25 protein-coding genes are annotated in these 24,267 nt (G+C 65.3%); 7 read left to right on the top strand and 18 right to left on the bottom strand.

What is annotated here, in order from left to right; all coding sequences use genetic code 11:
• Positions 1-32: 32 nt before the first annotated feature.
• The 4 genes from CGU35_RS00575 to CGU35_RS00560 are packed head-to-tail and all read right to left on the bottom strand — an operon-like array spanning position 33 to position 4,140.
• Positions 33-668 (bottom strand): biotin transporter BioY, encoded by a 636-nt coding sequence (locus tag CGU35_RS00575; protein WP_100809727.1) that lies wholly within the window; start codon positions 666-668, stop codon positions 33-35.
• A gap of 5 nt (positions 669-673) precedes the next feature.
• Entirely contained in the window at positions 674-2,077 is a 1,404-nt protein-coding gene (gene accC, locus CGU35_RS00570; RefSeq protein ID WP_100809726.1) for an acetyl-CoA carboxylase biotin carboxylase subunit, read from the bottom strand.
• Entirely contained in the window at positions 2,070-2,609 is a 540-nt protein-coding gene (accB, locus tag CGU35_RS00565) for an acetyl-CoA carboxylase biotin carboxyl carrier protein (RefSeq protein ID WP_100809725.1), read from the bottom strand. The genes accC and accB overlap by 8 nt, the downstream gene beginning before the upstream one ends.
• The gene (locus tag CGU35_RS00560; RefSeq protein ID WP_100809724.1) at positions 2,599-4,140 is read right to left on the bottom strand and encodes a pyruvate carboxylase subunit B; all 1,542 of its coding nucleotides are present in this window, start codon (positions 4,138-4,140) and stop codon (positions 2,599-2,601) included. The genes accB and CGU35_RS00560 overlap by 11 nt, the downstream gene beginning before the upstream one ends.
• 119 nt (positions 4,141-4,259) lie before the next feature.
• Here CGU35_RS00560 and CGU35_RS00555 point away from each other — a divergent pair, with 119 nt between their 5' ends.
• Positions 4,260-5,015: an IclR family transcriptional regulator gene (locus CGU35_RS00555; protein ID WP_100809723.1), complete on the top strand. Its 756-nt coding sequence runs from the start codon at positions 4,260-4,262 to the stop codon at positions 5,013-5,015.
• A 77-nt stretch (positions 5,016-5,092) separates the two neighbouring features.
• On the opposite strand, the gene CGU35_RS00550 is transcribed toward CGU35_RS00555, so the two are convergent.
• Positions 5,093-5,776 carry a carboxymuconolactone decarboxylase family protein gene (locus tag CGU35_RS00550; RefSeq protein ID WP_100809722.1) on the bottom strand — a complete coding sequence of 228 codons (684 nt, stop codon included), beginning with the start codon at positions 5,774-5,776 and terminating at the stop codon, positions 5,093-5,095.
• Between the two features lie 10 nt (positions 5,777-5,786).
• A complete protein-coding gene (locus CGU35_RS00545) occupies positions 5,787-7,265 on the bottom strand; it encodes a flavin-containing monooxygenase (protein WP_100809721.1) in 1,479 nt (492 codons plus the stop codon).
• A gap of 140 nt (positions 7,266-7,405) precedes the next feature.
• On the opposite strand from CGU35_RS00545, the gene CGU35_RS00540 reads away from it, so the two are divergent.
• Positions 7,406-8,269: an SMP-30/gluconolactonase/LRE family protein gene (locus tag CGU35_RS00540; protein ID WP_100809720.1), complete on the top strand. Its 864-nt coding sequence runs from the start codon at positions 7,406-7,408 to the stop codon at positions 8,267-8,269.
• A 3-nt stretch (positions 8,270-8,272) separates the two neighbouring features.
• Here the strand turns inward: CGU35_RS00540 and CGU35_RS00535 are convergent, their stop codons facing one another.
• From CGU35_RS00535 to CGU35_RS00495, 9 genes are all read right to left on the bottom strand, one after another.
• Positions 8,273-9,169, bottom strand: coding sequence for an IclR family transcriptional regulator (locus CGU35_RS00535; RefSeq protein ID WP_100809719.1), 897 nt, complete (start codon positions 9,167-9,169; stop codon positions 8,273-8,275).
• A 35-nt stretch (positions 9,170-9,204) separates the two neighbouring features.
• Positions 9,205-10,161, bottom strand: a complete 957-nt coding sequence (locus tag CGU35_RS00530) for a VOC family protein (protein WP_100809718.1) — start codon at positions 10,159-10,161, stop codon at positions 9,205-9,207.
• Positions 10,158-10,706 carry a nuclear transport factor 2 family protein gene (locus CGU35_RS00525; RefSeq protein WP_100809717.1) on the bottom strand — a complete coding sequence of 183 codons (549 nt, stop codon included), beginning with the start codon at positions 10,704-10,706 and terminating at the stop codon, positions 10,158-10,160. Before CGU35_RS00525 ends, CGU35_RS00530 begins: the two co-directional genes overlap by 4 nt.
• Positions 10,703-11,524 carry an SDR family NAD(P)-dependent oxidoreductase gene (locus tag CGU35_RS00520; RefSeq protein WP_157813856.1) on the bottom strand — a complete coding sequence of 274 codons (822 nt, stop codon included), beginning with the start codon at positions 11,522-11,524 and terminating at the stop codon, positions 10,703-10,705. The genes CGU35_RS00525 and CGU35_RS00520 overlap by 4 nt, the downstream gene beginning before the upstream one ends.
• Positions 11,521-12,531: an alpha/beta hydrolase gene (locus CGU35_RS00515; RefSeq protein ID WP_100809715.1), complete on the bottom strand. Its 1,011-nt coding sequence runs from the start codon at positions 12,529-12,531 to the stop codon at positions 11,521-11,523. The genes CGU35_RS00520 and CGU35_RS00515 overlap by 4 nt, the downstream gene beginning before the upstream one ends.
• Complete coding sequence (locus tag CGU35_RS00510) at positions 12,528-14,060, bottom strand: sugar ABC transporter ATP-binding protein (protein WP_100809714.1); 1,533 nt, start codon at positions 14,058-14,060, stop codon at positions 12,528-12,530. The genes CGU35_RS00515 and CGU35_RS00510 overlap by 4 nt, the downstream gene beginning before the upstream one ends.
• A 61-nt stretch (positions 14,061-14,121) precedes the next feature.
• Positions 14,122-15,309 (bottom strand): sugar ABC transporter substrate-binding protein, encoded by a 1,188-nt coding sequence (locus CGU35_RS00505; protein ID WP_157813855.1) that lies wholly within the window; start codon positions 15,307-15,309, stop codon positions 14,122-14,124.
• 78 nt (positions 15,310-15,387) lie between these two features.
• Positions 15,388-16,392 (bottom strand): ABC transporter permease, encoded by a 1,005-nt coding sequence (locus CGU35_RS00500; protein ID WP_100809712.1) that lies wholly within the window; start codon positions 16,390-16,392, stop codon positions 15,388-15,390.
• Positions 16,393-16,572: 180 nt separating this feature from the next.
• Positions 16,573-16,860 carry an EthD family reductase gene (locus CGU35_RS00495; protein WP_157813854.1) on the bottom strand — a complete coding sequence of 96 codons (288 nt, stop codon included), beginning with the start codon at positions 16,858-16,860 and terminating at the stop codon, positions 16,573-16,575.
• A gap of 175 nt (positions 16,861-17,035) precedes the next feature.
• Between CGU35_RS00495 and CGU35_RS00490 the strand changes: the two genes are divergently transcribed.
• From CGU35_RS00490 to CGU35_RS00480, 3 genes are all read left to right on the top strand, one after another.
• Entirely contained in the window at positions 17,036-17,815 is a 780-nt protein-coding gene (locus CGU35_RS00490; protein ID WP_100809710.1) for an SDR family NAD(P)-dependent oxidoreductase, read from the top strand.
• Positions 17,815-18,684 (top strand): cyclase family protein, encoded by an 870-nt coding sequence (locus tag CGU35_RS00485; protein ID WP_100809709.1) that lies wholly within the window; start codon positions 17,815-17,817, stop codon positions 18,682-18,684. Before CGU35_RS00490 ends, CGU35_RS00485 begins: the two co-directional genes overlap by 1 nt.
• Positions 18,685-18,786: 102 nt before the next feature.
• Entirely contained in the window at positions 18,787-19,971 is a 1,185-nt protein-coding gene (locus CGU35_RS00480; RefSeq protein ID WP_100809708.1) for an LLM class flavin-dependent oxidoreductase, read from the top strand.
• Between the two features lie 83 nt (positions 19,972-20,054).
• Here CGU35_RS00480 and CGU35_RS00475 read toward each other — a convergent pair whose 3' ends face one another.
• Genes CGU35_RS00475 through CGU35_RS00465 form a run of 3 tightly spaced genes read right to left on the bottom strand, consistent with a single transcriptional unit; the run spans position 20,055 to position 22,852 of the window.
• Positions 20,055-20,912 carry an SMP-30/gluconolactonase/LRE family protein gene (locus tag CGU35_RS00475; RefSeq protein ID WP_100809707.1) on the bottom strand — a complete coding sequence of 286 codons (858 nt, stop codon included), beginning with the start codon at positions 20,910-20,912 and terminating at the stop codon, positions 20,055-20,057.
• A 2-nt stretch (positions 20,913-20,914) separates the two neighbouring features.
• Positions 20,915-21,775 carry an SDR family oxidoreductase gene (locus tag CGU35_RS00470; protein WP_100809706.1) on the bottom strand — a complete coding sequence of 287 codons (861 nt, stop codon included), beginning with the start codon at positions 21,773-21,775 and terminating at the stop codon, positions 20,915-20,917.
• Between the two features lie 9 nt (positions 21,776-21,784).
• On the bottom strand, positions 21,785-22,852 hold the full coding sequence (locus CGU35_RS00465) for an LLM class flavin-dependent oxidoreductase (protein ID WP_157813853.1): 1,068 nt from the start codon (positions 22,850-22,852) through the stop codon (positions 21,785-21,787).
• 273 nt (positions 22,853-23,125) lie between these two features.
• On the opposite strand from CGU35_RS00465, the gene CGU35_RS00460 reads away from it, so the two are divergent.
• Positions 23,126-23,659 carry a flavin reductase family protein gene (locus CGU35_RS00460; protein ID WP_100809704.1) on the top strand — a complete coding sequence of 178 codons (534 nt, stop codon included), beginning with the start codon at positions 23,126-23,128 and terminating at the stop codon, positions 23,657-23,659.
• Between the two features lie 87 nt (positions 23,660-23,746).
• A complete protein-coding gene (locus tag CGU35_RS00455) occupies positions 23,747-24,205 on the top strand; it encodes a GyrI-like domain-containing protein (RefSeq protein WP_100809703.1) in 459 nt (152 codons plus the stop codon).
• The last annotated feature ends 62 nt before the right edge of the window (positions 24,206-24,267 follow it).

Raw genomic sequence — 24,267 nt, 5'->3', positions numbered from 1 at the left:
TTGTCGCCCGACCGCGTGAGTCGCGGACGCTCTCAGTGTTTCGCGCGATCCGCGGCTCGTACGAGCAGCCAGGCCCCGGGGATGATCAGCGCTGCGAAAGCGGCCTTGATGAGGCCCGGCACCACGAACGGCCAGACTCCAGCATCCAGGACTCCCGACAGCGTCACGTCAACGCCCATCACTGTTCCCAGGATCACGGCCAAGTACGGCACACCGATCAGGAACGGCACGATCGAGGCACCGACGAAGCCGACGAACGCGAGGCCGGGGTTGCGGTCCCACGCGCGCTCTGCAACCCAGCCAGCGAGATAGGCGGCGGGGATGAACCCCAGGACGAACCCGAACGAGGGCGCGAGCACGTAGGCGGGTCCCGCCGTCGCGCCGGCGAAGACCGGCAGACCCGCGAGCCCGACGAGCATGTATGTCGTGAGCGATGCAGCCGCGCGCTTGGCTCCGAGAGCAGCTCCGACGACGATCACGCCGAGCGTCTGCCCCGAGATCGGCACGGGGCCGATGAAGAACGACACCTTGGCCAAGAGCGCGACCAATGCAACGCCGGCGACCACGAGGGCAACGTCCACGGCGAAGGCGCGAGCGCGGCCCGCGGGTCGCGCGATGAGATCGGCGAGCACGGCCTGACGGGTGCTCGGATTGCTGGCAATGGACATGACTGTCACTCCTTACTTCCGGGGGCGACGAGTGTCGCCACAGGCGGGGTTGATACGCGGGCAGCGAGATGATCTGCCACGAAAGCCGTGTTGAACTCGCCGCTGCGGAACCGCTCGCTCGCCACGATCTCCTGATGGAATGCCGCGGTGGTCGTGACGCCGTCGATCTCCATCTCACGGAGCGCGCGCAGCGTGCGCTCGATGGCTTCGTCGCGGTCCGCTCCCCAGCAGATGAGCTTGCCGACCATGGAGTCATAGAACGGGGGGATCGTGTATCCCGACTCGATGTGAGTATCGATCCGGACGCCGAAGCCCCCGGGTGCGCGGAAGCGTGCGATGGTTCCGGGGTTCGGAGCAAAGCCGCGCTCCGGGTCCTCCGCATTGATACGACACTCGATCGCGTGGCCACGCACGACGATCTGCTCCTGCGTGAGGGTGAGAGCCTCGCCGCCCGCGATCTTCAGCTGCAGCTTGATGAGGTCGATGCCCGTCACCATCTCGGTAACGGGGTGCTCCACCTGGATTCGCGTGTTCATCTCGATGAAGTAGTACGCCCGCTCGATGTTGTCGTAGACGAACTCGATCGTGCCGGCGTTCCGATAGCCGACTTCCCGGCACAGCGCCACCGCCGACGCCGCGAGCGCTTCGCGCACCTCGGAGGTGAGCACCGGCGAAGGCGACTCCTCGATGAGCTTCTGATTGCGCCGCTGCGCCGTGCAGTCGCGCTCGCCGAGATGGAGGGTGGTCTCGCCGTCCGAGATCACCTGCACCTCGATGTGACGGATGTCGGTGAGATAGCGCTCGATGTAGACGGACGGGTCACCGAACGCGACCTCGGCCTCCGCCATGATCGCGGTGAGATCCTCCTCGAGGGTCTCCGCGGTCTCGACGACGCGCATTCCCCGTCCTCCACCGCCCGCGGAAGCCTTGATGAGCAGCGGGAACCCGACATCGCGCGCGACGCTCAACGCCTCGGAGAACTCCGTGACGGCGCCCAACGAGCCGGGGACCGTGGGAACGCCGGCTCGCCTCGCGATCTCCGTCGCCTCGATCTTGTCGCCCATCCGTCGGATGACGTCCGACGCCGGTCCGACGAAGCGCAGTCCCTCCGACTCGCAGAGAGCCGCGAAGTCCGCGTTCTCGGACAGAAAGCCGTAACCGGGATGGATGGCGTCGACACCGAGCGCGAGAGCCGCTCCGACGATCGCTTGCGGGTTGCGGTAACTCTGGTTGACCTGCGCGGGTCCGATGCAGATGGCCTGATCTGCGAGCTTGACCGGGAGGGACCCCGCGTCTCCTTCGGAGTACACCACGACACTGCGGATGCCGAGCTCCTGGCACGCGCGGACGACACGCAGAGCAATCTCACCGCGGTTGGCGATGAGTACGCTCTTGAGCTTTTCAGGCATCGCGCCGGATCACCAACATCGGCTGGCCGTACTCGACCGTCTGATTGTTCTCCACGAGGATCTGCGTCACGACACCGGCGGCGGGCGCCTCGATGTTGTTCATGAGCTTCATGACCTCAACGATGCAGAGCACCGCCCCGGCCTCGACCCGGCCGCCGACCTCGACGAACGCGGGTGCGCCCGGCTTCGGCGCGGCGTAGTAGGTACCGACCATGGGCGCACGGACGAGCACCTCGTCGGCGGCGAGCGAGACGTCGCCGCTCGACCCGCCTGTGTTCGCGGCGGCCGGTGGCTCCGGCGCGGACGCGGCCGCGGCAGGCAGCGCGGCGGGGGCTGGGGGGGCCGGCACGGGCTGCGCGACCGGAGCAGGGGTCGGGACGGGGGCCGCGGCGGGACCCCTCGTGCCCTCGTTCCGCGTGATGAAGAGCTCGACGTCGCCGTACTTGAGCGTCAGCTCGCGCACGTCCTCGCTGAGGTTGACCCAGTCGATGATCGCCTTGAGTTCTTTGATGTCAGGGGGGTTAAGCGGCATCTCGTGCTCCCTTGTCGATGCTGATGCGGATGTCTCCGGCGCTGAGTTCGCGACGGCCGGACGCGGTGGCGCCTGCCAGTGTGCGGATCAGGTCGAGGACCGGCCAACTGATGTTGTCGGGGTTGCCGCCGGCGGCGACGGCAGCCTTCATCTCGTCCACCTGCGCGCCCGCGAACATCGCGCGCAGCAGAAGAGTGTCGATGTCTTCATCCGGGTACTGGGCCCGGAGGTCGTCGAGCATCGGCGGAATGACGGTCGGTGGTTCGAGGGGGATATTGGCGGATCCGTTCGCCAGGATCTTCTCGAGTACTCCGGGATCGATGTCGGCCAGCAGCGTGCCGAAATAGCCGAGGGCGTACTTCTTGATCTCGTTGGGCACCACCGAATATCGGTCGCCGGTGATGACATTCATGACCGCCTGTACACCGACGAACTGCGCGAACGGGGTGATCATGATCGGGTATGCCAGTTCCTCACGGACCCGGGCTACCTCGACGAGAAGATCGTCGTACCGGTCGGACAGACCCGCGGTCTCGAGTTGCGAGCGGAAATTCGCGAGCATGCCGCCCGGGATCTGGTGCATGTAGTGGAGTCCGTTGTACTCGACGGGCGCGCCGACGGCCTTTCCCTCCGTCTCGGCGATCTCGAGGAGTCGCTCACTGATGCGATCGACTCGATCGAGGTCGACGTCGACCTGGTATCCGAGTGCCCGCAGATCGCGCACGAGCGTCTGGGTGGACGGCTGCGCGTTGCCGGTGGCGAGCGGCCACACCGACGTGTGGATCTGGTCCGCGCCGAGTTCGACGGCCTCGAGGCAGACGAGCGGGGCGAGACCGGTGAGTGAGTGAGTGTGGACTTCGAGGATGCGGTCGCCTATGACCTCCCGGAGGGCGGGGACGAGGGTGCGCACGCGGTCCGGGGTGAGCAGGCCCGCGGCATCCTTGAGCATGATCGCGTCGACGTCCGCTTTCTCGATGAGCTCCTGCGCCTTACGCACGAACAGCTCGTCGGTGTGCACGGGGCTCTCCGAGAAGGACACCGCGCCGAAGGTCGATGCGCCGAGCTCCTTCGCGCGGACGAGGGCCGGAACGATGTTCCCCATGTCATTGAGGCCGTCGAACGAACCGATCACGCGGAATCCGTTGGCGTAGAGCCGTTCGACCCATGCCTCGATGATGTCGTCCGGGAGGAAGTCGAAGGCGGCGATGTTGCGCGAGCGGATGAGTGCCCGAAGGCGGGTGCGCGGCATGGCCTCGTGCGCCAGACGCACGCGTTCCCACGGGTTCTCCTTGAGGTAGCGAACCGCGACGTCGAACTGAATGGGAGCGACGAGGTCGACCTGCTCGAATCCCGCCTGATCGTAGTCTTCGGCCATCGCGAGGATGTGCTCGGTGCGCATGCGGGTCGCCCACAGGCTCTGATGCCCATCCCGCAGGGAGGTCTCGACGATCTTGATCGGCCGGCGGCTGTTCGCGGGTCGACCTCCCCCGCTCATGATCGACGTGATCGACTCCGCGTTCGTCGTTGACATCGCAACCCCTCGTCGTTGAAGTCTGAGTCCCGTGGCGCCGTCCGGCCGAACCGCGATTCGACACCCGTGCTCTCGAATTAGCACCGACACTAGCGGCGTTAGACGCAAAAGCAAGTAGAGTGACTTGCGTGGAGCGCAATTTCGAACCCATACAGTCGGTACACAGGGCTCTTGCCCTGATCAAACTGGTCCTTGACGAGGGCTCCTTGAGCGTGACCGAGGCCGCCTCTGCGCTCGATGTCAATCCATCTACCGCGCTTCGGCTGCTGAGAACGATGGCTGCCGATGGCTTCGTCGTGCGCGGTCCGCAGAAGCGCTACCACGTGGGAGCCACGCTCCGGCATGCGCACGGTGCGTTCCCCCAGCCCACGCTGGTGATGACGCTGCGCCCATTCCTCGAGCAGCTGTTCGCACGAACCGACGAGACCGTCCACATCGCGACTCTCGCCGGGACTCAGATCCAACACCTCGACGGCATCGAGGCGACATCGCACTCACTCCGATTCGGCCTGCGCGTGGGCGTTTGGCTCCCCGCCCATCGGACATCCGCGGGCAAGGCGCTCCTCGCCGAGCTGCCCGATGAGGAGATCGACGCTCGTTACAAGATGGCGCTCGCCAGTCCGCGCGGACGGCACATCGATGTCGATCTTCCGTCACTGCACGAGCAGATCGATGATGTTCGCGACACACGAATCGGATGGAACTTCGAAGAGAGCGAGCCCGGCATCGCCGCGATGGCCATCGCGACAGGAGAACTCAACGGCCAGCACGCAGCGATCAGCATCTCGATGCCGATCGCGAGATTCACCCGAGAGAAGGGCGAGAACTGGTCTGCGGAACTCATCCGTCTCGTCGACGAGCTCCGAAGCGCCTAGGCGTCACGGAATCGTCTGCGGAACATCTCGACCATGACGGTTTCCCTCCGATGCAACCGCCCGTTTCGAGGCTTGGACTACCCGGGAACCTGCTCGCCCAGGGCGGCGATGCCCGCAACGTACGATTTCACGCCGATGAGAGAGGTTAGTTCGAGCGTCGCCATCACTTCTCGCGGGCTCGCGCCGAACGCAAGCGCGAGCTCGATGTGACGCTGAGCGTTCGCGTACATGTGCGTCGTCGAGGTGTCGATGGCGGTGAAGATGAGTTCGCGAGTCTTTGCGTCGATCTCGCCCTCATAGGCAAGATCCTGGAACTGCGCGCTCGCCTCGAAGAAGTCGGGGTCGAGCCGAAGCAGCGGCTCGAAGACCTCGGGCCAATAGCCCCGCCGCTCCAGCATCTCCGCTTTGATCCGCGCCTGACGCGCGGTCAGTTCTCCCTCGAAGGCCTCCGGCGCGTGCGCGGCCAAGGCCGGTGCGCCGATCACGATGGTGTGCATGCCGAGCACGCTCGCCAACTGGAGCACCTCGATGAGCTGACGCTCTGATGCCCCGGCATCGCGAGCCGCGGCGATGTGCTGGCGCATCGCATCTCGGTCCAGGTGCGTGACCGCTGCCGAAACCGCCAATCCGATCAGATGCTGTGTGAGCACATCGAGATGCGCCGGATCAGTCGCCGCGGCGACCATGGCGCGGTGAGCCGCGGCGAACTGGGGCGAGAGCGCCGACGACTCGTCATCGAGACCGTAGTCGAATACGGACACGAGCGACCTCCTATCTCTGGAGACTGATACCGCGCATCGGCGCGAGCTTGGTCTTGATCAGGAAGCGCAGATGACTCATCGGCCACTGTGTCACGTTGCGTCCGGATTCGGCGAAATAGTAGTTGTTGCACCCCGCCGAGAGGGCCGACCACTTCATCTCGTTCTTCTCGTCGACCCACTTCGTGAAGGACTTCATCGCCTTGCGCGAGGTGACCATGATGCGCCCCTTCTTCTTCATCGCCGCACACATCCGAGCGACGAGCTCGGCCTGGCGTTCCAGTTGCGCGGTCATGGGGCCGCCGCCGTTGGTATTCGGGCCGTACATGATGAACAGGTTCGGGAACCCGGCAACCGTCGTACCCACGTAGGCCTCCGGGTTTCCATTCCAGGCCTCCTGCAGGCTTACTCCGTCAGGTCCGATGACGGGGAGACTCGACAGGTACTCGGTGGCCTTGAAGCCGACCGCGAGAACGACGACATCGAAGTCCCTGCGTCCCCCTGCGACATCGACGAGGCCCGTTGGCGTCACCGCTGAGACCGCCGCGGGGACCACATCGACATGCGGCTGATTGAGCGCGGGATAGAAATCGGACGTCTTCACCGGACGCTTGCAGCCGTAGGGGTACGTCGGCGTCATGATCTCCCTCAAGGCAGGGTCCTCGATGGTCCGGTTGATGAGGTCACGGCAGCTCTGCTCGAGCTGCTGGTGCTTCTTGGATCCCACGGTGAAACCGGAGAGATAGGTGCTGATCGAGTGAAAGGCGCGCAGACGCTGCATCTTGATGCCCAGCCCACCCCTGGCCAACTCCGCCTGCCGTTCGGGGCTGAACACCTCGACCACCCGCGGAAGCACCCAGTGCGGCTCACGCTGGTAAAGCGTGAGATGCGCGACCTGAGGCGCCAGTGCCGGAACCAGCTGAGCGGCCGTCGCACCCGTTCCCACGACCGCCACCCGCTTGCCCGTGGGGTCGAGTTCGGCAGGCCACTGCGAACTGTGAAACATCGTTCCTTCGAAGGAGTCGAAGCCCGGCCACTGCGGCAACGCGGGATCACTGAGCATGCCGACGGCACTGACGAGCACGTCGTAGTGTTCTCGCTCGCCGGTGCTCAGGTGAAGCTCGTAGCCGCGCGTCGCGTCATCCCACACTGCTTTCTCGATCTCGGTGGAGAACCGGAAGTTCGATCCGATGTCGTAGTTGTCGATGACGTCTTGAACGTACTGCTGCAACTCCGGCTGGGTTCCGTGGCTCCGCTTCCACCCGTACGGCATGAACGAGAAGGAATACCCGAGCGAGTCGGTGTCCACCCCACAGCCGGGATAGGTGTTGGCCCACCACACCCCGCCTGGCCCCTCCGCCTTTTCGAAGACGGTGAAGTCGATGCCTCGCTTGCGGAGATTGACGGCAGCCGCGACCCCACCCAACCCACTCCCGACGATGGCAACTCGAAAAGTCCGACTATTGGGGTCTTTAGACGCATCCCTGAGCATATTTGGATAGTAACACGAACGGACGTTTAAATAACTGATCCTACTGATCGCTTTATTGGTTGCTTCGATCGACTATCGCCGATACGCTCGGCTGAGGGTGAAGGCGTGCGGACGCGCCTTCGGATGAACGGAGACGAACCATGTCACCTCTGCAACCTCGACTGGTCGAGACGCCGCGGCTCATCTTTCCGGAGGGCCCTCGCTGGAAGGGCGGGAAGCTCTGGTTCACCGACGTGCACGCAAAGGCCGTCTACACCTGGGAGCCGCGCACCAGCGCGATGGAGAAGATCGCGGACGTCGAAGGGTGGCCGGCCGGCATCGGCTTCCGCACCGACGGGCGGATGATCGTGTCGTCCATGCTCGACGGCCTACTCCTTCAGCAGGATGGCCACGGCGGTCTCGAGGTGCTCACCGATCTCAGCCCGCTCGCGACGCCGTTGTTCGGAATCCTCTACATCAACGATCTCGTGGTCGACTCACGCGGCAACTCCTACGTCAACATCTATGGACTCGGCGGCGAGCAGGACAACGGCGGCATCGCACTCGTGCGCCCCGACGGCGAGATCGAGATCGTGGCCGAGAATCTGGCCTTCCCGAACGGGATGGTGGTCACACCGGACCTCCGCACACTCATCGTGGCCGAGCTGCACTCCGATGTCCTCACCGCGTACGACGTAGATGACGACGGTCGACTGTCGAACCGCCGGCTCTGGGCGCAGATCCCGGGTGCGACCCCGGACGGCATCTGCCTGGACGCCGAGGGGGCCGTGTGGGTCGGATCAGCGTATACGGGCCACTTCTACCGGGTCGCCGAGGGGGGCGATGTCTTGGCCGACATCGTCATGCCCGACACCTGGACCGTCGCGCCCGCGCTCGGAGGCGACGACGGGAAGACCCTCTTCCTGATGACATGCGTGGCCACCCGTGAAGAGCAGGCCGCGGGAAAGGGCAAGGGCTATCTGCACCAGCTGACCGTGGATGTCGCCGGCGTCGGCTGCCCCTAGCGTTCAGAAGACCGGAGATTCCGCGTAGATCGTCCCCGGGCGGCGACCGTTGATCTCACGCATGACCTGATCGGCCGAGCGCATCACGGCGTTCGAGAGCATCGGGAGATCCTCCGCCGTGTAGTCCGAACCGGGAATCAACGTCAGGATGCACAGCAGGCGCGATTGGGCATCGAAGATGGGCGTCGAGATGTTGGCCAGCCGCTTCGATGCGTCAGGCTGCTCATCGACGAGGTACTCCTGCTGGGTCAGGTTGGCGAGGATGGTGGCCATGCTCACCTCCTCGATGTTCCCGGCTGCGCCAACCCGATCCGAGCTGTAGAGCTCGCCCATGTCCGAGATCGCGCTCACCATGTAGGTCACGATGTACCCGCGCGCCTGCGCCATCCGAAGCACCTTGCGGAACTTCGCCTTCCGGTTGTTCTCGTCATCGGGCAGCCGCGCCAGCCACTCCTCCATCTGCTCCTCACCCGCCCAGGCCATGAAGGCGCTCCCCATCGGCGGAATCATGGGGAGACGCTGACCGGCCTCGACCGCCAGGCCGAACGGCTGTGGCACACCGGCGTGGAACACGATGAGCGCCTGGTCGTCGGAGGCAACCGAAGCGATGCACTCGGCCCCCAGAGACGTCGCGAGGTTCTCGATCTCCTGCTGAAGGAGTTGTGCGGCGGGGAACTCGCGCTCGGCCGCCCTGCCCAGTGGGATGAAGGCGGGGCCGAGGGAGAACTTTCCGTCGGTGCTCGTGACGTAGCCGCCGTATTGCAGACGCTTCATGATGATGTGCCCGGTCGCCTTGTTCAGTCCCAGTTGCCTACTCAGTTCGGACAGGGTGTACGACTGCCCCACATGGGTCGCTAGGAAATTCAGAACCGTAAACACACGATCAATTGCAGACGCCATACCTCAACCTAATCATCAATTTTCTGACCGACTGACTACGAGTTTGACACGTCCCCGTGCACAATTGGCGCATCCGTGTAAAACCCCCACGGAACACCGATCGATTGCGCCGGATCGGAAACGATCGCCGTCTCTGATCGATGGAGCCACGGGATACCGCAGCGCTCGAGTGTTCGGGCGACGCGATCGAGGTCATCGACGAGGAATCCGATCGAGTAGTACGAGTCGAGCGGATCCCTTCGGGCGAGGTCTGCGGCGAGGTGCGACGTTTCGTCCAGTGGCACGGCCAACTCGTGAGTGTCATCACCGATCCGGACGAATGTGCTCTCCGAGCCCCAGACCGGATTGTGCCGCACGTCCACGATCTCACCACCAAGGATGCCGACGAGAAGACGGAGCGCGCGCACCGGATCCCTCGTGGCGACGGTGTGGTGCGAGGTCCTCACGATGGCCAGCGGGTCGTGCCGGCTCACCGGCGGCAAGGACCAACCCGGCGCGGACCGGTGGTCGTAGGGTCCGATACTCGATGCGGGGTAGAACTCGTACCGCAGTCCCGTGTCCTCCTGAAGCGTCCAGAACAGGGGCGCGGACTTGAAGGATGCGGAGGGGATCACCGGCGAATCGACGACCTGATTCCATTGGTCGGTCAACCGGATCCCACCGGCCCGGCACCTGTCCCAGATCTCCTGAATTCCCTCCCCGACCCCCCACCCATAGCCGTCGAGGTGCGGACTCTCGATCGACGGGTATCGCTGCACGCCGCCCCAGACGTAGCGCGCCGGGTCGAGCGAATCGAAGAACAGATCCGCGATCGGCGTGAAAGTACAGTAGTCCGCGGGGAATTCCGGGGGCTGCTGGACGAGTCCCGCCATGATCAGGCTGTGCCGGGGGAGGCTGTGGCGGCCGAAGACCGTACGGAAGAACCGCTCCACTTCTCCGAGGTCGGTAACCCGGTGGCTGGGGTGGTAGATGCGATCCAGGAGTATCGTCATGGCTTCCTGCCCCGGTTGCCGCGCACGGACGCAAAGCGATCGTAATCCTCCGGAAGCGCCTCGTGGCGGTGGCCAAGCGCCGCCGAGACGTCCCGCCGGCCGATGAGCCACTCCCCGTCGATCCGCTCCAAACGATCGAGGTAGGTGCCCGTCGTGCCGTACATCACCCCGTCGGTCGTCTGTGCCACGCTGTAGAGGTACGAGATGGCGGTCGCGCGGTCGTTCGTTTCGAAGGCGATCTGCGTGCTCAAGACCAGGTGCCGCCGCTCTCCGAGCGCTGCGACCAGCGATCCGATGGATGCCGCGATCGCGGCGCGTCCGTTCGACTCACCGAGGAGGTTGTTCAGCACGCCATTCGGCGCGAAGAGTCGTGCCACGGCGTCGATGTCTCCGGCGTCGTAGAAGTAGGCGTAAGAGTCGAGGACGAGCCGGATCGCTTCGCGGGACTCTATTCGCTCGACCCTCGCCGCGAGCGCCGTGGGGCGTCGGCGCGCCTGGGCGAGGACCTCTCCGGCCGCCGCGTAGAAAGTGCTCGCGTCCCTCATGCTCCCGAGGCCCCTCCGTCGACAGAGATCGTGCTGCCTGTGACGAATGACGCGAGGTCACTCGCGGCGAACAGGGCCGCTCGCGCGACCTCGTCCGGCGATCCGGCCCGGCCCATGGGAATACCGGCGATCGCGCGATCCATCATCTGGGTCCACAGCCCGCGGTCGGTCGAGGAGTCCTCGCCGCTCCCATCGGCCAGTGCGGTGGCGGTCACCGACGGGGCTATTCCCACCACGCGCACGCCCGCGCTGCCGAGTTCGGTGCTGAGCGCACGGACGAGGCCGTTCACCCCGTGCTTGGCTGCGACGTAGTGACTGCGCCCGACCCTGCCACGGAAGGCGCTGAGCGAGGTGATGAGGATGATGACCCCGCGAGACCGGTCGGACATGACGCGCGCGGCTTCGCGCGCGCAGTAGAAGCTGCCGTCGAGGTCGACCTTCATCACCGTGTCCCAATCGTCATCGCTCATCTCGAGCACACCGACGGTGCTGACCACTGCAGCGCAATTGACCCAGATCTCGAGCGGATCCCGAAACGATCCGGCGGCTCCGGCCAGTCGCCGCACCGACCCGGAGTCGGCCACGTCCACCTGCGCCGCAGCCGCCGTGTGTCCCCGACGGGTGATGGACTCCGCGACCCGCTCAGCACGGCTGAGATCGAGGTCAGCGACGACGACCGCGGCACCCGCCTCGGCGAGACGAGACGCCACTGCTTCACCGATACCTTGACCGGCCCCGGTGACGATCGCGGTGCGGCCATGCAGGCTCAGCAGATCGGCCAGGGCGGGCTGCCCGGTGCTCAAGAAGGTGCCGGTCACGTGGTCTCCTCTCCATGGTGGGTTCCCGAGCGAACGATGTCTCGTTCTGGGAGGGTGATGTCTCGCACGAAGCGGCCGATCGCGTCGAGAGCGCGCTCGGTCTGCGGATGTTCGCCGAACAGACTCACGAAGCCATGGATCATTCCCGGGCAGTCGACGATCTCGGAGCGCACACCCGATCGCGCGAGGCGCTCCGCGAATTCCACACCTTCGTCGTGCAGGGGGTCGAGCTCGGCCACGATCGTGAGAGTCGGTGGAAGGCCCGACAGCTCCTCGGCATCATTCGGGGAGAGTCCGGCGGGCGAGGGCGCATCTGCCGGCACGGCCCCGGCATACTGCTCCCAGAACCACTCCAACTGCGCGGCCGTCGTGAGAAAGCCCGTGCCATGGCGCCGGTAGGAGCGGGATCGGCGAGAACGATCGAGCACGGGGTAGATCAGGACCTGATACGCGGGTAGTGAACCGAGGCCGTCGCGGCCCAGAAGCGCCGCTGCTGCGGCGAGGTTGCCACCCGCGCTCACCCCGATGAGGCCGACATCTCCGGAGATGCCCAGACTCTCCCGGCTGCGCACCGCCCAATCGATCATGGCGGATGTCTCGCGAAGGGCCGCGGGATACGGCGACTCGGGGGCAAGGGCATAGTCCACGCTGAGGACGGCCGTGCCGGTGAGTTCTACCAGTCGGACGCAGAGTTCGTCATAGTGCTCCGGCCGGCCTGCCACCCAACCACCGCCGTGCAGGAACACCGAGATCCCGTTCTCCCCCGCGTATCGCGCCCGATACAACCGCGCCGGCCTCTCGGCAGGGCCGCCGGGGGGTGCGATGGACTCGATGGTCACGGTGTCAGCCGTGCCGAGGGAACGCACCGGGAATCCGTCCCGCAGCCGCATCAGGTACGCGGCGGGGCGATCCCGATCGTCGTCCGAGAATTCCCTCCCACGGTGGGCGAGGACATAGCGCGCGACGACTGGATCGAGGGACCCCTGATGCTCCCCGTCCGGGCTCATGACGCCACCGCGCGCTGGATGCTCGCAACGATCGCCTCCGAGGTCACGGTTCCCGTATGGGTGTGCATCTCTTCGGCGATCCGGCCGTCGTGGAAGACCAACACCCGGTCGCTGGCCTCGACGAGTTCCTCCAGCTCGCCCGAGGCGATGAGGACGGCGACCCCTTCTGCGGCGAGCCGCTTGAGGATCTGCATGATCTCGTCCTTCGCGCCGATGTCGATCCCCTTCGTCGGCTCGTTCGCGAGAAGCACACGGACCGGGTGGTGCATCCAGCGCGCGACGAGGAGCTTCTGCTGGGTACCCCCGGAGAGCTTGCCGGCCGCGACCCCCCAGCGGTGATCCGGGACGCGGAGACCCTGGGCCGCCTTCCTGCCGTATCGCTCCTCGCGTCCGCGGGGCAATAGGCCTGCCGTGGAACAGGCCCAGAGGTCGGTGAGCACCACGTTGGATGCGGAGGTGAGCTCGGGCACGACACCGGTACGGCGGCGATCATCCGAGATGTATCCGATTCCTCGGGTCTTCGCCCGCCGCGGCGTCCGCGGCAGCGGAATCGAGCGTCCGTCGATTGTCAGTCGTCCCGTGGCCCGTTTGACATCCCCGGCGAGCGCTCGCAGCACGTCATGATGTCCAGCGCCGACGATGCCCGTGATCCCGACGATCTCGCCGGGTTTCAGATCGAGGTCGATGCCGTCGACGAGGTGCGGAATGCGCAACTCGCGCAGGCGCAGAACTGCCTCGCGCCCTGGTTCGAGTACGGGACGTGCGACCGGAGTCGCCGATACCGACTCGGTGTGACTCGAGCCGCGGATTGCGGTCCCCAGCTCACGAGCGGTCCAGTCTGCCGTGCCGCGGTCGTCGACGAGTCGGCCGTCGCGGAACACGGTGATTCGATCGGCGATGGCCAGCACCTCGGGAAGGTCGTGGCTCACCAGAATCTGCGTGACGCCCTGTTCGCGCAGTCGAAACATGACGCCCGCGAGCGCCCGCCGCTCCCGGAAAGTGAGGGAGGCCGTGGGCTCGTCGTAGATCACGAGCCGGGGATCCCCCAGCTGCGCACGGAGGATCTCGAGGATCTGCTGATCGGCGATGGGGAGCGTGGACACGGCGACATCCGGTGTGATTCGCACCCCGAGTCGCTGGCCCAGCTCGCGAAGCGTCTGCCGCATCTCCTTCTCGGAGAGGAAGCCCGCCCTGTTCCGCCACTGACCGAGGAAGAGGTTGGCCTGTGTGCTCAGCGTCGGTACGAGAGTGAGCTCTTGATAGATCATCGCAACACCCTCGGACTTGAGCGCCTTCGGATTCCCGACGGGCGAGGGCTTGCCGAAGAGCGTCACCGATCCCGCCGTCGGCGTCACCTTCCCGGACAGAATGCCCGCCATCGTCGATGTGCCCGCCCCGTTCTCACCCACGAAGGCGTGAATGAGGCCTGCCGGAATTCCGAGATCGATATCGGTGAGCGCGTGCGTTCCGCCGTACACCTTGGAGACTCCCGCGAACCGCACGGCCTCCGTCACTTCTGTTTGCAGCATCCTCACCCTTTCCGACTAGGAGGTGCGCCGAGGGAGAACCTGTCTCCCTCGGCGCATCCGATCAGTACTCGGCTTTCCTGAAATCGGCGATGTTGTCCTTCGTCACCCACACCGGATCGGTGGTGTCGCCGACCGCGGGGCGGCCGTCGTTGAGGATGATGCGAGGAACGCTCTCCCCCTGCGAAGCGAGGATCAGCGAGGACATCGCGACGTACGCCGATGTGTAGGGGAAGTAGGGCTGAGTTGCCCGGACGGTGCCGGCGTCGACAGCGTCGAGAATCGCCTGGTTGGCACCGTAGTCATAGATCACGAGGTCGTCTCGACCCAGGCTCTTCGCGGCCTCGAGCGCACCCTCGGTGGTCTCGGAGAAGTCGGCGATCACGACGTTGACGTCGGGGTTTGCGGTGAGCAACGCCTCCGCCGCGGTGAGGCCGTACTGATAGGAGCCCTGCTCGTCTCGGGCAACCGCGACGATCTCCAGGTCGGACCCCGCGGATTGCTTCTGAAGCTCGCCCACCATCATGTCTGAGGCCGGCTGCCCGATGGGACCGGCGATGACGATCGCCTTCGACGGAGACTTCGTATCGGCGATCACGCGCTCCGCGAAGGTCCGGTATGCCGCAGCCGTTGCCGAGCCGAACACCCCGTTCATGTATCCGTCGGCCAGCATCTGGTCGTTCGGGAGGTTCGAGCCGTTGCAGTCGGAGACGTTGACGAGGGTCGTCACGATGCCGGCGGCGGCAGCCTCCTTGCCGAGGCACGAGCTGACGTTCATCATCTGCACCATCAGCAGCGGGTAATCCCCGCTGTTGATGATGGTCTCGATCTGATCGCGTTGCTTGCTGGCGTCGAAACCCGCGTCGAAGACGGTGAGGTCGTAGCCGTAGAAATCCGCTGCATCTTGCGCAGCCTTGACCGAAGTGGCGGTGAACGAGTTGCCCTGGCCCATGCTGGCAAAGGCCACCTTGGGTTTCGTTGCGGTGTCGATCTCGACGACCTGACCGCCGACGACCTCGATGGACACGGTGTCACCGTCTTTGGTGACCGGCACCATGCCGCCGACCGACGGCGCGGCGAATACGTCCCATGTGGGCTCACCGGCCGGGGAACCGGAGTTGCCGTCCCCCTGTTGTCCTCCCGAGGAGGGTGCGCACGCTGAGAACGCGAGCGCGGAAACCATGAGCATGGCGACCGCTGTGCCCTTCGCTACACGTCGTGTGCGGGGCGAGACCGATACGGAAAAAACCACGGTGACTCCAATCTTCGTTGATCTTCTTGTGGTGCAGGGTGTCGTGCGGGAGGAGGACGCTGGGAGGGGGTTCCGAGGTCAGGAGAATCGACGGGACCGCGCGTAGGAGTCGGCGGCAACGGCGAAGATCAGGACGAGCGCCTTGATGATGTCGGAGAAGGCCGAGGGCACCGCCAGCGAGTTGAAGATGTTGGAGAGTGTGGCGAAGACTGCCAGGCCGACGGCCGTGCGCCAGATCGCACCCTCACCCCCGAAGAGCGAGGTGCCGCCGATGACGACGATGGCGATCGCGTCGAGCGTCAGGCGCGCCTCGGTCTGGATCATCGTCGGGGTCACGGAGCCGACATTGGCGGCGAGGAAGACACCCGCCAGGCCGGCCAGACCGGCCGATACGAGGAAGGCAGTGATCCGCAGGCCGTTCACGCGGATCCCGGCGAGCCGAGAGGCCTCAAGATTTCCGCCGACGCTCAGGAGCGACCGACCGTACACCGTCGATCCGAGCACGATCTGCCCCAGAACGAATGCGAGGATCAGGACGAGCACCATGATCGAAGGTCCGAGAATGGAGGGCTCCGCCCAGAACCGTGCCTCGGAAACCACCCGCAGGTTCAGCGAGCCGAGAGCGAGCAGCACGATACCGCCGACCAATCCGGCTGTGGCGAGGGTCGCGATGAACGAACTCACCTTGACGTTCGCTACCAGAACCCCGTTGAGGAGTCCCACCGTGAGCGCCGCCAGGATCGCCGCAACGAGCGCGATCGGCCAGCCCATCGTGCTCGCCAGCGACGCGTAGATCGCAGCGCTCAGCACGTAGACGCTCACGACCGACAGGTCGAAGTTCCCGGTCACGATCACGAAGGTGGCCCCGATCGCGATCAACCCCAGGCCCGTGTTCTGACGGAGCATCAGCATCAGATTCTCGATGCTGAAGAAGTTCGGGTAGACGGCCACCGCGATGACCACGACGACCAACAGCACCAGCACCATCACGTACTTGAGCAGAAGTCCGAATCCATCGCGCCGCCTCGTGGAGTCGGCGAGCGATAGTTCGCCGCTCTCCGCCTGGACCTTGAGATCGGTCACGTCGTGCTCCTCGCCTCATGCGGTCACCTGAGGTGAGTAACCGCGCTGTTCGGCTAATCGAAGCGTACGTTCAGGATTTTGTCAATGTATGACCCATTATCGAAACGATTGGCGCCTTCTGTTCAGTAAACAAAGCAGGCTGGGCGTCGTCGCCCAGCCTGCATTCGCGAAGATTCATGCTCAGCGTCGAGTGACGCGGTAGCTCCTCACTCCCTTCGCCCGGAGGTTGGGCGAGTCCGCGATAGCAGCCTGACCCTCCGGCGAGGCCATGCCGCTGGTCGCACTTCCCTCGTCGTCGAAGGTCATGCGTACGACCATGAAGGTGTCGTCCTCATTCTCCGTCAGGCCCCAGACGAACTCCCGAAGTCCGGGAATCTTGCGACAGAGCACCGCGTGAACGCTTTCGTAGTGGTCTGTGAAGTGCTCGGGATCGTCCGGGCGATTGTAGAGAGCGTAGATGTCGAGCACAGCGGCCCCTCTCGGGAGGTGATTTGCGGTACGAAAACACGACAGGTCGATCCGTGAACAACACCCGGGTAGCGCCGCGCCTTCGCGTTCGATTACGCACTAATTTATAACAGTTGTATAGGTTTTTGACCAGTTTTGCGTTGACTCTGCTCCATCGCGTGGATACTCTCAACCCATGATCGCGAATGGACGACTCACTGATCGCGTTGCACTCGTGACGGGCGGCGGTGGCGGAATCGGTCGTGCCACGGCTCTCCGCCTGGCCGCGGAAGGCGCACACGTCGTCGTGGCCGATATCGATGCCGAGGGAGCGGCGGAGACGGCAAGCATGATCGGCACGCACGGCCACGCCGTGGGCGCCGATCTCGCCGACGTGGCGGAGGTGCAGCGTGTCATCCGATTCGTCGACGAGAATCTGGGACAGCTCAATGTTCTGTTCTGCAATGCCGGCGTGTCAGGCGCCGCGGGGCTCGATGTCGATCTCGCCGCCTTCGACGCCGTCGTCGATGTGAACCTCAAGGGCGCCTTCTTCCTCACCTCAGCCGCCATGCCCCTGCTCAAGCGCGCGGCACCCAAGGCTTCGATCATCTATACGAGTTCCGCCTCGGGCCTCATCGGCTCGCCGAGCGGTGTCCTGTACTCGATGAGCAAGGGCGGCGTGCAGCTGATGATGCGCAGCGTCGCCAAGATGTACGGACCCGACGGCGTCCGCGCAAACGCCGTGAACCCCGGCACGATCGTCACAAGAATGGCGCAGGTGACGGCCGACCCGAATCGGGTGGGTGTGAGCGACGAAGCGTTTCGTGCTCACGCGGAACGGACGGCGCAGAACACGCCGCTGCGGCGGGTGGGCACCCCTGAGGACGTCGCGGACGTGGTTCTCTTTCTGGCCTCGGACGAATCGAGCTTCGTGACCGGGGTCGGCATCCCGGTCGACGGGGGTGCGCTCGCGTAATGGGTCCTGACTCACGGGTAGGAGCGCCGGCGCGCTTCGGCCCCGAGAACGTCCTCCGGGGGCTCAAGGCCGCGCTCACCGGTGAAGTGATCTCTCTCGACCTGGAACTCGACGATCCACACCCTCCATTCGGCCGACCGAGATTCGAGCGATCCGTCCGGCTGCACAACGACATTCGCGACCTCGGAGACGGCCGGTACGCGGTCATCAACGACGACCAGGTCACGATCGCCCTGCAGGGCGGCTCGCAGTGGGATGCATTCGCGCATTTCGGGATGATCGATGACGGTCCCGCCTCGGTTTACCTCGACGGGCATGGTCTCGAGGAGACGTACCGGCGGCCGTCGCCCTCGCATCTGGGTATTCAGGCACTCGGACCCGCGATCATCACCCGCGGGGTGCTGCTCGATCTCGTCGCGGTCCTGGCGCCGGACGGAGTGTTCCTGCCGGGTGAGACCCGCGTCGACCGCCTTGCCGTCGAGGCGGCGATCGATGCCCAGAACGTCTCGATCCACCCGGGCGACGCAGTCCTGCTGTACACGGGCTACCAGAACCGACGCGACGCACTCGGCGGGAAGCATCCGTCCGATTCAGCGGGTGCCGATGCGAGCACAGTGGCTCTGTGGGAGTTGCTCGACCCGCTCGCGCTGATCGCCGACAACCCGGCCTTCGAGGCGGTCCCCATCGACTACGCCGTACACGACGCAGCCCTCCGACGTCTCGGGATCCCCCTCGGCGAGCTCTGGGCGTTGCGGGAACTGGCTCTCGCCTGCCGCGCCGACGGGCGATACGACTTCCTCCTCGCGAGCGTCCCGCTGCGAATCCACGGAGCATTCGGGTCCACTGCGAACGCGGTAGCTGTGCGTTGATGCGCGCGTCCATCAGGGAAGAGACCAACTCGGCCGACGTATCGCCGGCCCGATGACACGTCTGCCGGCCACGGCGGCCGGCATCACAGACAGGAGTAACTCATGAGCTCGTACACAGGTCCACGCCTCCGCTTCGGGACCTTCCTCTCCCCGTACCACCGCGTCGGCACGAACCCGACGCTCGCGTTCGAGCGCAACCTGCAGCTGATCACATACCTCGAGGAGTTCGGCTACGACGAAGCGTGGATCGGCGAACACCACTCCGGCGGACTGAGCTTGAACGCCTCACCGGAGGTCTTCATCGCGGCCGCGGCCGAACGCACGTCGCGCATCCGACTCGGCACGGGTGTCGCTTCGCTTCCTTATCACAACCCGTTCCACACGGCAGCGCGCATCCGCCAGCTCGATCACATGACCCGAGGCAGGACGATGCTCGGTGTCGGGCCCGGACAGTTGGTGAAGGATGCCGAGATGATCGGCATCGACTCATCCCTCCTGCGCGTACGCATGGAAGAGGCCCTGAACGTCATCCTGCCGCTCTTGCGCGGAGAGACCGTGACCGCGAAGACCGACTGGTTCGAGTTGCGAGACGCCGTACTGCAGCTTCCCGCATATTCCGATGTCGAGGTGGCCGTGACCGCGGTGGTATCCCCGGCGGGTCCGCGCCTGGCGGGCCGGAACGGCATCAGCCTCCTCTCCGTCGCCGCTACCAATCCGCAGGGCATCGAGAAGCTCGCCGAGCACTGGGAGATCGTTCAGGCCGAAGCGGCCACCTTCGGGCAGAACGTTTCGAAGGCGACCTGGCGACTGATGGGTCCTATGCACGTCGCCGACAGCGTGGAGCAGGCCGCGAAGGACATGGAATACGGCCTGCACGCCATCTTCAGCTACTTCAACAAGGTCACCCCTGGTCAGCCCGCGTTCGACACCACCCGCGAATTCGTCGATTTCATCAACGATTCGGGATACGGCGTCATCGGCACCCCCGAGATGGCCCGACAGCAGTTGCTGCGGCTGACCGAGAAGTCCGGCGGCTTCGGCACGTACCTCTTCATGGGCGCCGACTTCGCCGATCCGGTGGCGACGCGGCGGAGCTACCAGATCTTCGCCGAGGAGGTGATGCCCGAATTCCAGGGCCAGAGCCAAGCCTCCGAACGTTCGTGGGCAGAGCTGGTCGGCTCCGATTTTCGGACCGCCAAGGCCACGGGTGCGGCACAGGCGGCAGCCGCCGAGCGGTATCGGAATGAACGCGCGTCCCGGGAGGCCGCCGCGTCAGCGCCGGTCTGAGACGACAAGACGCCCGCGTCGCGGCCTGGAAGCCGGTTCGCGGGCGTCTCTTCCGTGTCTCGGAACTCAAATGCTCGAGTGGCTCACGGCCACCCGGCACCGGGAACATCCACCTCTGTGACCTCGATCAGGCCGCCGCTGGATTTTCCGGCAAGCATCTCTTCTTTCGTCGTGTCTGCGGTCGCCAGGTACAGCGTCGTGCCAGCGGCACCGCCGAGCATGGGCGCCATCGCGAACTTCCCGACCGGAAGCCGCTCGACGATCTCTCCGCCTTCTCGGACGCGCAAGAACTCGTTGGTGTAGACGGAACCGGTCCAGATCATCCCCTCAGCGTCGAGGCAGATTCCGTCGGGTGTGGTGCCGGGCAGACTTGCCCAGATACGCGCCCCGGAAAGCGTGCCGTCGGCCGCGAGGTCGTAGGCGGTGATCTTCTCGCCATCGAGCTCCGCGGCAATGAGGGTCGAGCGATCCGGGGTGATCACCATGCCGTTTACGTACGCCAGTCCGTCGGCCACGAGTTGCGCGTCCCCGCCTGGCTCAACCAGCACGATCCCCGTGCTGTCCTGGTTCGGGCCTACCCCGTAGACGCCGATGTAGGCGCGACCATCAGGATCCACGACCATGTCATTGAGCATGAAACCGCCGAAGTTCGCCGCACTCCCCGCGGCGAGCGCGCTGAGGTCAGCCACCGTCTCGGGGCCCTCGGTCGTGTTTCGAATGAGCACGCCGTCCCGCATCGACGCGATCAGCGCTCTGCCCTGTGGATCGAAACCGAGTCCGGAGGGCAATCCCTCGACGTGCAACACCTCGGTGAGGTGCCCGTCGTCGCGGCACGTGAACAGCGTCTTGCCGTAGATGTCCGAGAACCACAGCATGCCGTCGTGCCAGCGGGGGCTCTCCGGGAAGTTGAGACCGCGGACGATGGTCCTTATTGTTCGCATGACTATTCCTTCGTGATCGTATTCGACGGCTTCTGGGGGACGACGCGGTCGTGGTCGCGATGCCGCGGGAGGGCGACTCCGGTCAGAGCCTCATGGCCGCTGTCGACGAACACCGTCTGGCCTGTTAGCGAGCGGTTGTCCGGTCCGACCAGCCAGGCCAGGAGGCTGCCGACCGTGCCGGGCAGACCGAACCCGGCCGGGTGCGGGATCCGCGCCAGTGCGTTCGATCGCGACTCCTCGCTGGTCAGCGTGTGCGCGGCCCCGGGCGTCATGACGATCCCCGGCGCGACGGCGTTCAGCATGATGCCCGCGCCGGCCCATTCAGACGTCACCGCCGTCGCGCGCACCCAGCGACTGAGCGCCCGTTTGGTGCCCTCGTAGGCGTAGATCAGGGCCGACGAAGCCTCCGCGATCGCGACGGCACGATCGCGGTCGCCGGCCAGCAGGGCTTCCACGAGCGCATCGTCATCCGCGATACGAAGCATCGCGATCGAGGAGACCACCGCGACGCCTGGCGTCCGGCTGCTCTTCAGCAGCGGGTAGAGGAGGTCGACGACGTCCCGCGTGCCGAAGTAGTTGACACCGATGATGAGCGCATCCGGGTTCACATCTCCGGCCACGCCAGCCGAAGTCACGAGCCCGTCGATCCGGTCCGTCAGCTCCCGCACACGCTCTGCCATCTCTTGGCACCCCGCGCGCGTCGACAGATCCGCGACCACGTCGGCATCCGCTCGGTCCACCGTGATGACGCGGTCTCCACGCGCCGCCGCCGCCTCGGCAGCAGCACGCCCGATCCCGGACGCCCCGCCTGTCACGACCGTGACGCGGGCCTGCTCCAAGGAGTCGTTCTTCTCGGAACCCATCGTCGCTCCTCAGAAGTCGCGGATGGCGGGAAGGACTTCGCGCGCGAGCAGCTTCATGCTGTGGTCGACCAGGTCGTACGGGATACCACCCCAGGTCAGTGTGAACTGCATGTCGAACGTGTCCTTGCCGAGCACCTCGACCCGCTCCTTGATCTTCGCGATCACCTGTTCGGGCGTTCCCGTCGCCTGAATGGCGTTGTAGCCGCGAACGTAGTCTTCGAGGCTCGTCTCACGCACGTACTTCGCCGACTCGGCATAGCTCTCATACCCCTTCGTCTTGCCGAAGTGATCGCCGTCGTAGGAGTAGTGATTGCGGAAGGACGAATACTGCTTGGTCTGATGCCGTTCGAGCACCTCCGCGGCGAACTCCGCGTCTTCGTGGCAGAAGCTGATGTCGCTGAAGATCGCCGGCGGCGCCTTGCGACCGTGCTTGTCTTCGAAGCTCTCTCGGTACGCGGCGATCGTCTTCGCCTCCTCTTCGAGGGGTTTCGAGGGGAAAAGCAGGATCGGCAGGCCCACCTCGGCCGCGGCCCGCGCGGAGTCCGGCGACATGGCGACCATGAACATGCGGTCCGTGAACGAGCGGGACGGGCGGGGTCGCAGTTCGGTCGCCGGTTGTGGGTAGTACTTGCCGTCGCCCTCCATGATGCCGGTATCCAGTGCCCGCATGATCATCGCGAGGCTCTCGTCGAAGCGCTCGCGCGATTCGTCCATGTCGGTGCGGAAGCCGTCGTACTCCATCTTGGCCAGACCGCGGCCCACTCCGAACCGCAGCCGACCACCGCTCATCTCGTCGAGCAGGATGACCCGCTCGGCCACGCGGAGAGGATCGTGCCAGGGCAGGATGACCGCGCCGGTCTGCAGCCCGATACGGCTCGTCTTGCCCGCCAGGTAGGCCAGGATCTGCATGTTGTCGGGCGACATCGAGTACGAGTCGAAGTGATGCTCGACCACCGAGACCCAGTCGAACCCGAGTTCTTCGGCCAGCACGCCGTGGCGCAGGTCTCCCTCGATGACCGCTCGATCGGTCAAGTCCTCATGCAGATTCTGAAAGAAGATCGATACGCCGGCTCTCATTGAACTCTCCTCCATTGGATGTTTTTCGTTTCCAGCAGCGGGCGCGCCATTGTCGCACCGCCGTCTGGAACGTCTCTCGAGCACCACACACCCTAAACGCATTGCGCCACACCGTGTCGTGCACTTCCGATAGTAGCGGGTTTATCCGAACATGTAACCCATAAATATGAACGCTCGGGCTGTTTTTCGTCATATCTCCTGTGTTAGCCTCCAGCACGAAAGCTCGCGATCGTTCCGTCGCGGGTGACCCGAAGAGCTGTTCAAGGAGTGGCGATGACGACAACTTCCTCATCGGGCGACGACTGGCTCGCCGCCGACGACTTCAAGTCCGCCTTCCGTAATCACCCCGCCGGAGTCGCCGTGATCACCGCCGACGTCGGGGACGGTCCGGTTGCCCTCACCGCCACCAGCGTGTTCTCCGTGAGCGTCACACCACCACTGCTGGTCTTCTCGATCTCGGAGTTGTCCTCCTCTACGCCCACCCTGCGCAGGGCCGACACCGTCGTGGTCCACCTGTTGGCGGCAGACCAGCTCGCGATTGCCAAGCTGGGCGCGACGAGCGGAATCGACCGCTTCGCCGACACAACGCTCTGGGCGCGACTGCCCACCGGAGAGCCGTACTTCCCGGCAGCGCACGCATGGATCCGGGGACGTGTGGTGAACAAGATGGAGGCGGGCGGCTCAACCGTGGTGGCCGCGCTCGCGCTTGAGTCGGAAGCGGCCGACCCGGGCGACTCGGCGAGTCAGCCGCTGGTCTACCACAACCGCGAGTGGCACCGGCTGACGGATCAGTCGAAGATCGCCTGATCCTCGAGAGTTCGTCGTGGACCGCGGGCGAACGGCGCGGGACCTTCGGCCCTGGCATGCGCCGCCCTGACCTACGAGTCTCGAAAGATGACAACCATCACTGTCGTCGACCGTCCTGAACAACTCACTGCGGGCGTCCGAGAGCGGGTGCCGATGTCCGAACTGACGCAGTTCTTCTCCCGCGCGTTCGAGCACACCATGAAGGCGCTCGAAGCTCAGGGCATCCACCCCAGCGGAGCGCCGTTCGGCAAGTACTACGGCCAGCCGGGCGAGACCGTGGATGTCGAAGCCGGTTTCCCTGTCGCCTCGGTGATCGCGTCGGTCGGTGACGTGAAGCCGGGCATGCTGCCGGGCGGGAGGACCGTCGAGGCGGTGCACGTCGGCCCGTTCGACACCATGGAGCGCACGTACGCCGAGTTGCAGCGCTACTTCACCGACACGCACCTCGACGTCGGCGACGTGATGTGGGAGAGCTACCTCACGGATCCGGAAGTCGAGCCCGATGCGACGAAGTGGCGCACGCAGATCTGCTGGCCCGTCCGCTGAGAGGCGGGTATGCGGCCCCGCCCGCCACCCCCGACGCATCTGCTCACCCGACCGACGAGCCC

Source organism: Microbacterium sp. BR1 (assembly GCF_002812725.1).
Classification (GTDB): domain Bacteria; phylum Actinomycetota; class Actinomycetes; order Actinomycetales; family Microbacteriaceae; genus Microbacterium.
Note: the sequence above shows the minus strand (reverse complement) of the source record. Positions and strands in the feature narration are given on the sequence as shown.

Excerpts from the sequence above, each read along its gene's own strand:
- CGU35_RS00575 (WP_100809727.1), bottom strand. The coding sequence starts at position 668 with ATGTCCATTGCCAGCAATCCGAGCACCCGTCAGGCCGTGCTCGCCGAT.
- accC (WP_100809726.1), bottom strand. The coding sequence starts at position 2,077 with ATGCCTGAAAAGCTCAAGAGCGTACTCATCGCCAACCGCGGTGAGATT.
- accB (WP_100809725.1), bottom strand. The coding sequence starts at position 2,609 with ATGCCGCTTAACCCCCCTGACATCAAAGAACTCAAGGCGATCATCGAC.
- CGU35_RS00560 (WP_100809724.1), bottom strand. The coding sequence starts at position 4,140 with ATGTCAACGACGAACGCGGAGTCGATCACGTCGATCATGAGCGGGGGA.
- CGU35_RS00545 (WP_100809721.1), bottom strand. The coding sequence starts at position 7,265 with ATGCTCAGGGATGCGTCTAAAGACCCCAATAGTCGGACTTTTCGAGTT.
- CGU35_RS00540 (WP_100809720.1), top strand. The coding sequence starts at position 7,406 with ATGTCACCTCTGCAACCTCGACTGGTCGAGACGCCGCGGCTCATCTTT.
- CGU35_RS00535 (WP_100809719.1), bottom strand. The coding sequence starts at position 9,169 with ATGGCGTCTGCAATTGATCGTGTGTTTACGGTTCTGAATTTCCTAGCG.
- CGU35_RS00530 (WP_100809718.1), bottom strand. The coding sequence starts at position 10,161 with ATGACGATACTCCTGGATCGCATCTACCACCCCAGCCACCGGGTTACC.
- CGU35_RS00525 (WP_100809717.1), bottom strand. The coding sequence starts at position 10,706 with ATGAGGGACGCGAGCACTTTCTACGCGGCGGCCGGAGAGGTCCTCGCC.
- CGU35_RS00515 (WP_100809715.1), bottom strand. The coding sequence starts at position 12,531 with ATGAGCCCGGACGGGGAGCATCAGGGGTCCCTCGATCCAGTCGTCGCG.
- CGU35_RS00510 (WP_100809714.1), bottom strand. The coding sequence starts at position 14,060 with ATGCTGCAAACAGAAGTGACGGAGGCCGTGCGGTTCGCGGGAGTCTCC.
- CGU35_RS00490 (WP_100809710.1), top strand. The coding sequence starts at position 17,036 with ATGATCGCGAATGGACGACTCACTGATCGCGTTGCACTCGTGACGGGC.
- CGU35_RS00485 (WP_100809709.1), top strand. The coding sequence starts at position 17,815 with ATGGGTCCTGACTCACGGGTAGGAGCGCCGGCGCGCTTCGGCCCCGAG.
- CGU35_RS00480 (WP_100809708.1), top strand. The coding sequence starts at position 18,787 with ATGAGCTCGTACACAGGTCCACGCCTCCGCTTCGGGACCTTCCTCTCC.
- CGU35_RS00475 (WP_100809707.1), bottom strand. The coding sequence starts at position 20,912 with ATGCGAACAATAAGGACCATCGTCCGCGGTCTCAACTTCCCGGAGAGC.
- CGU35_RS00470 (WP_100809706.1), bottom strand. The coding sequence starts at position 21,775 with ATGGGTTCCGAGAAGAACGACTCCTTGGAGCAGGCCCGCGTCACGGTC.
- CGU35_RS00465 (WP_157813853.1), bottom strand. The coding sequence starts at position 22,852 with ATGAGAGCCGGCGTATCGATCTTCTTTCAGAATCTGCATGAGGACTTG.
- CGU35_RS00460 (WP_100809704.1), top strand. The coding sequence starts at position 23,126 with ATGACGACAACTTCCTCATCGGGCGACGACTGGCTCGCCGCCGACGAC.
- CGU35_RS00455 (WP_100809703.1), top strand. The coding sequence starts at position 23,747 with ATGACAACCATCACTGTCGTCGACCGTCCTGAACAACTCACTGCGGGC.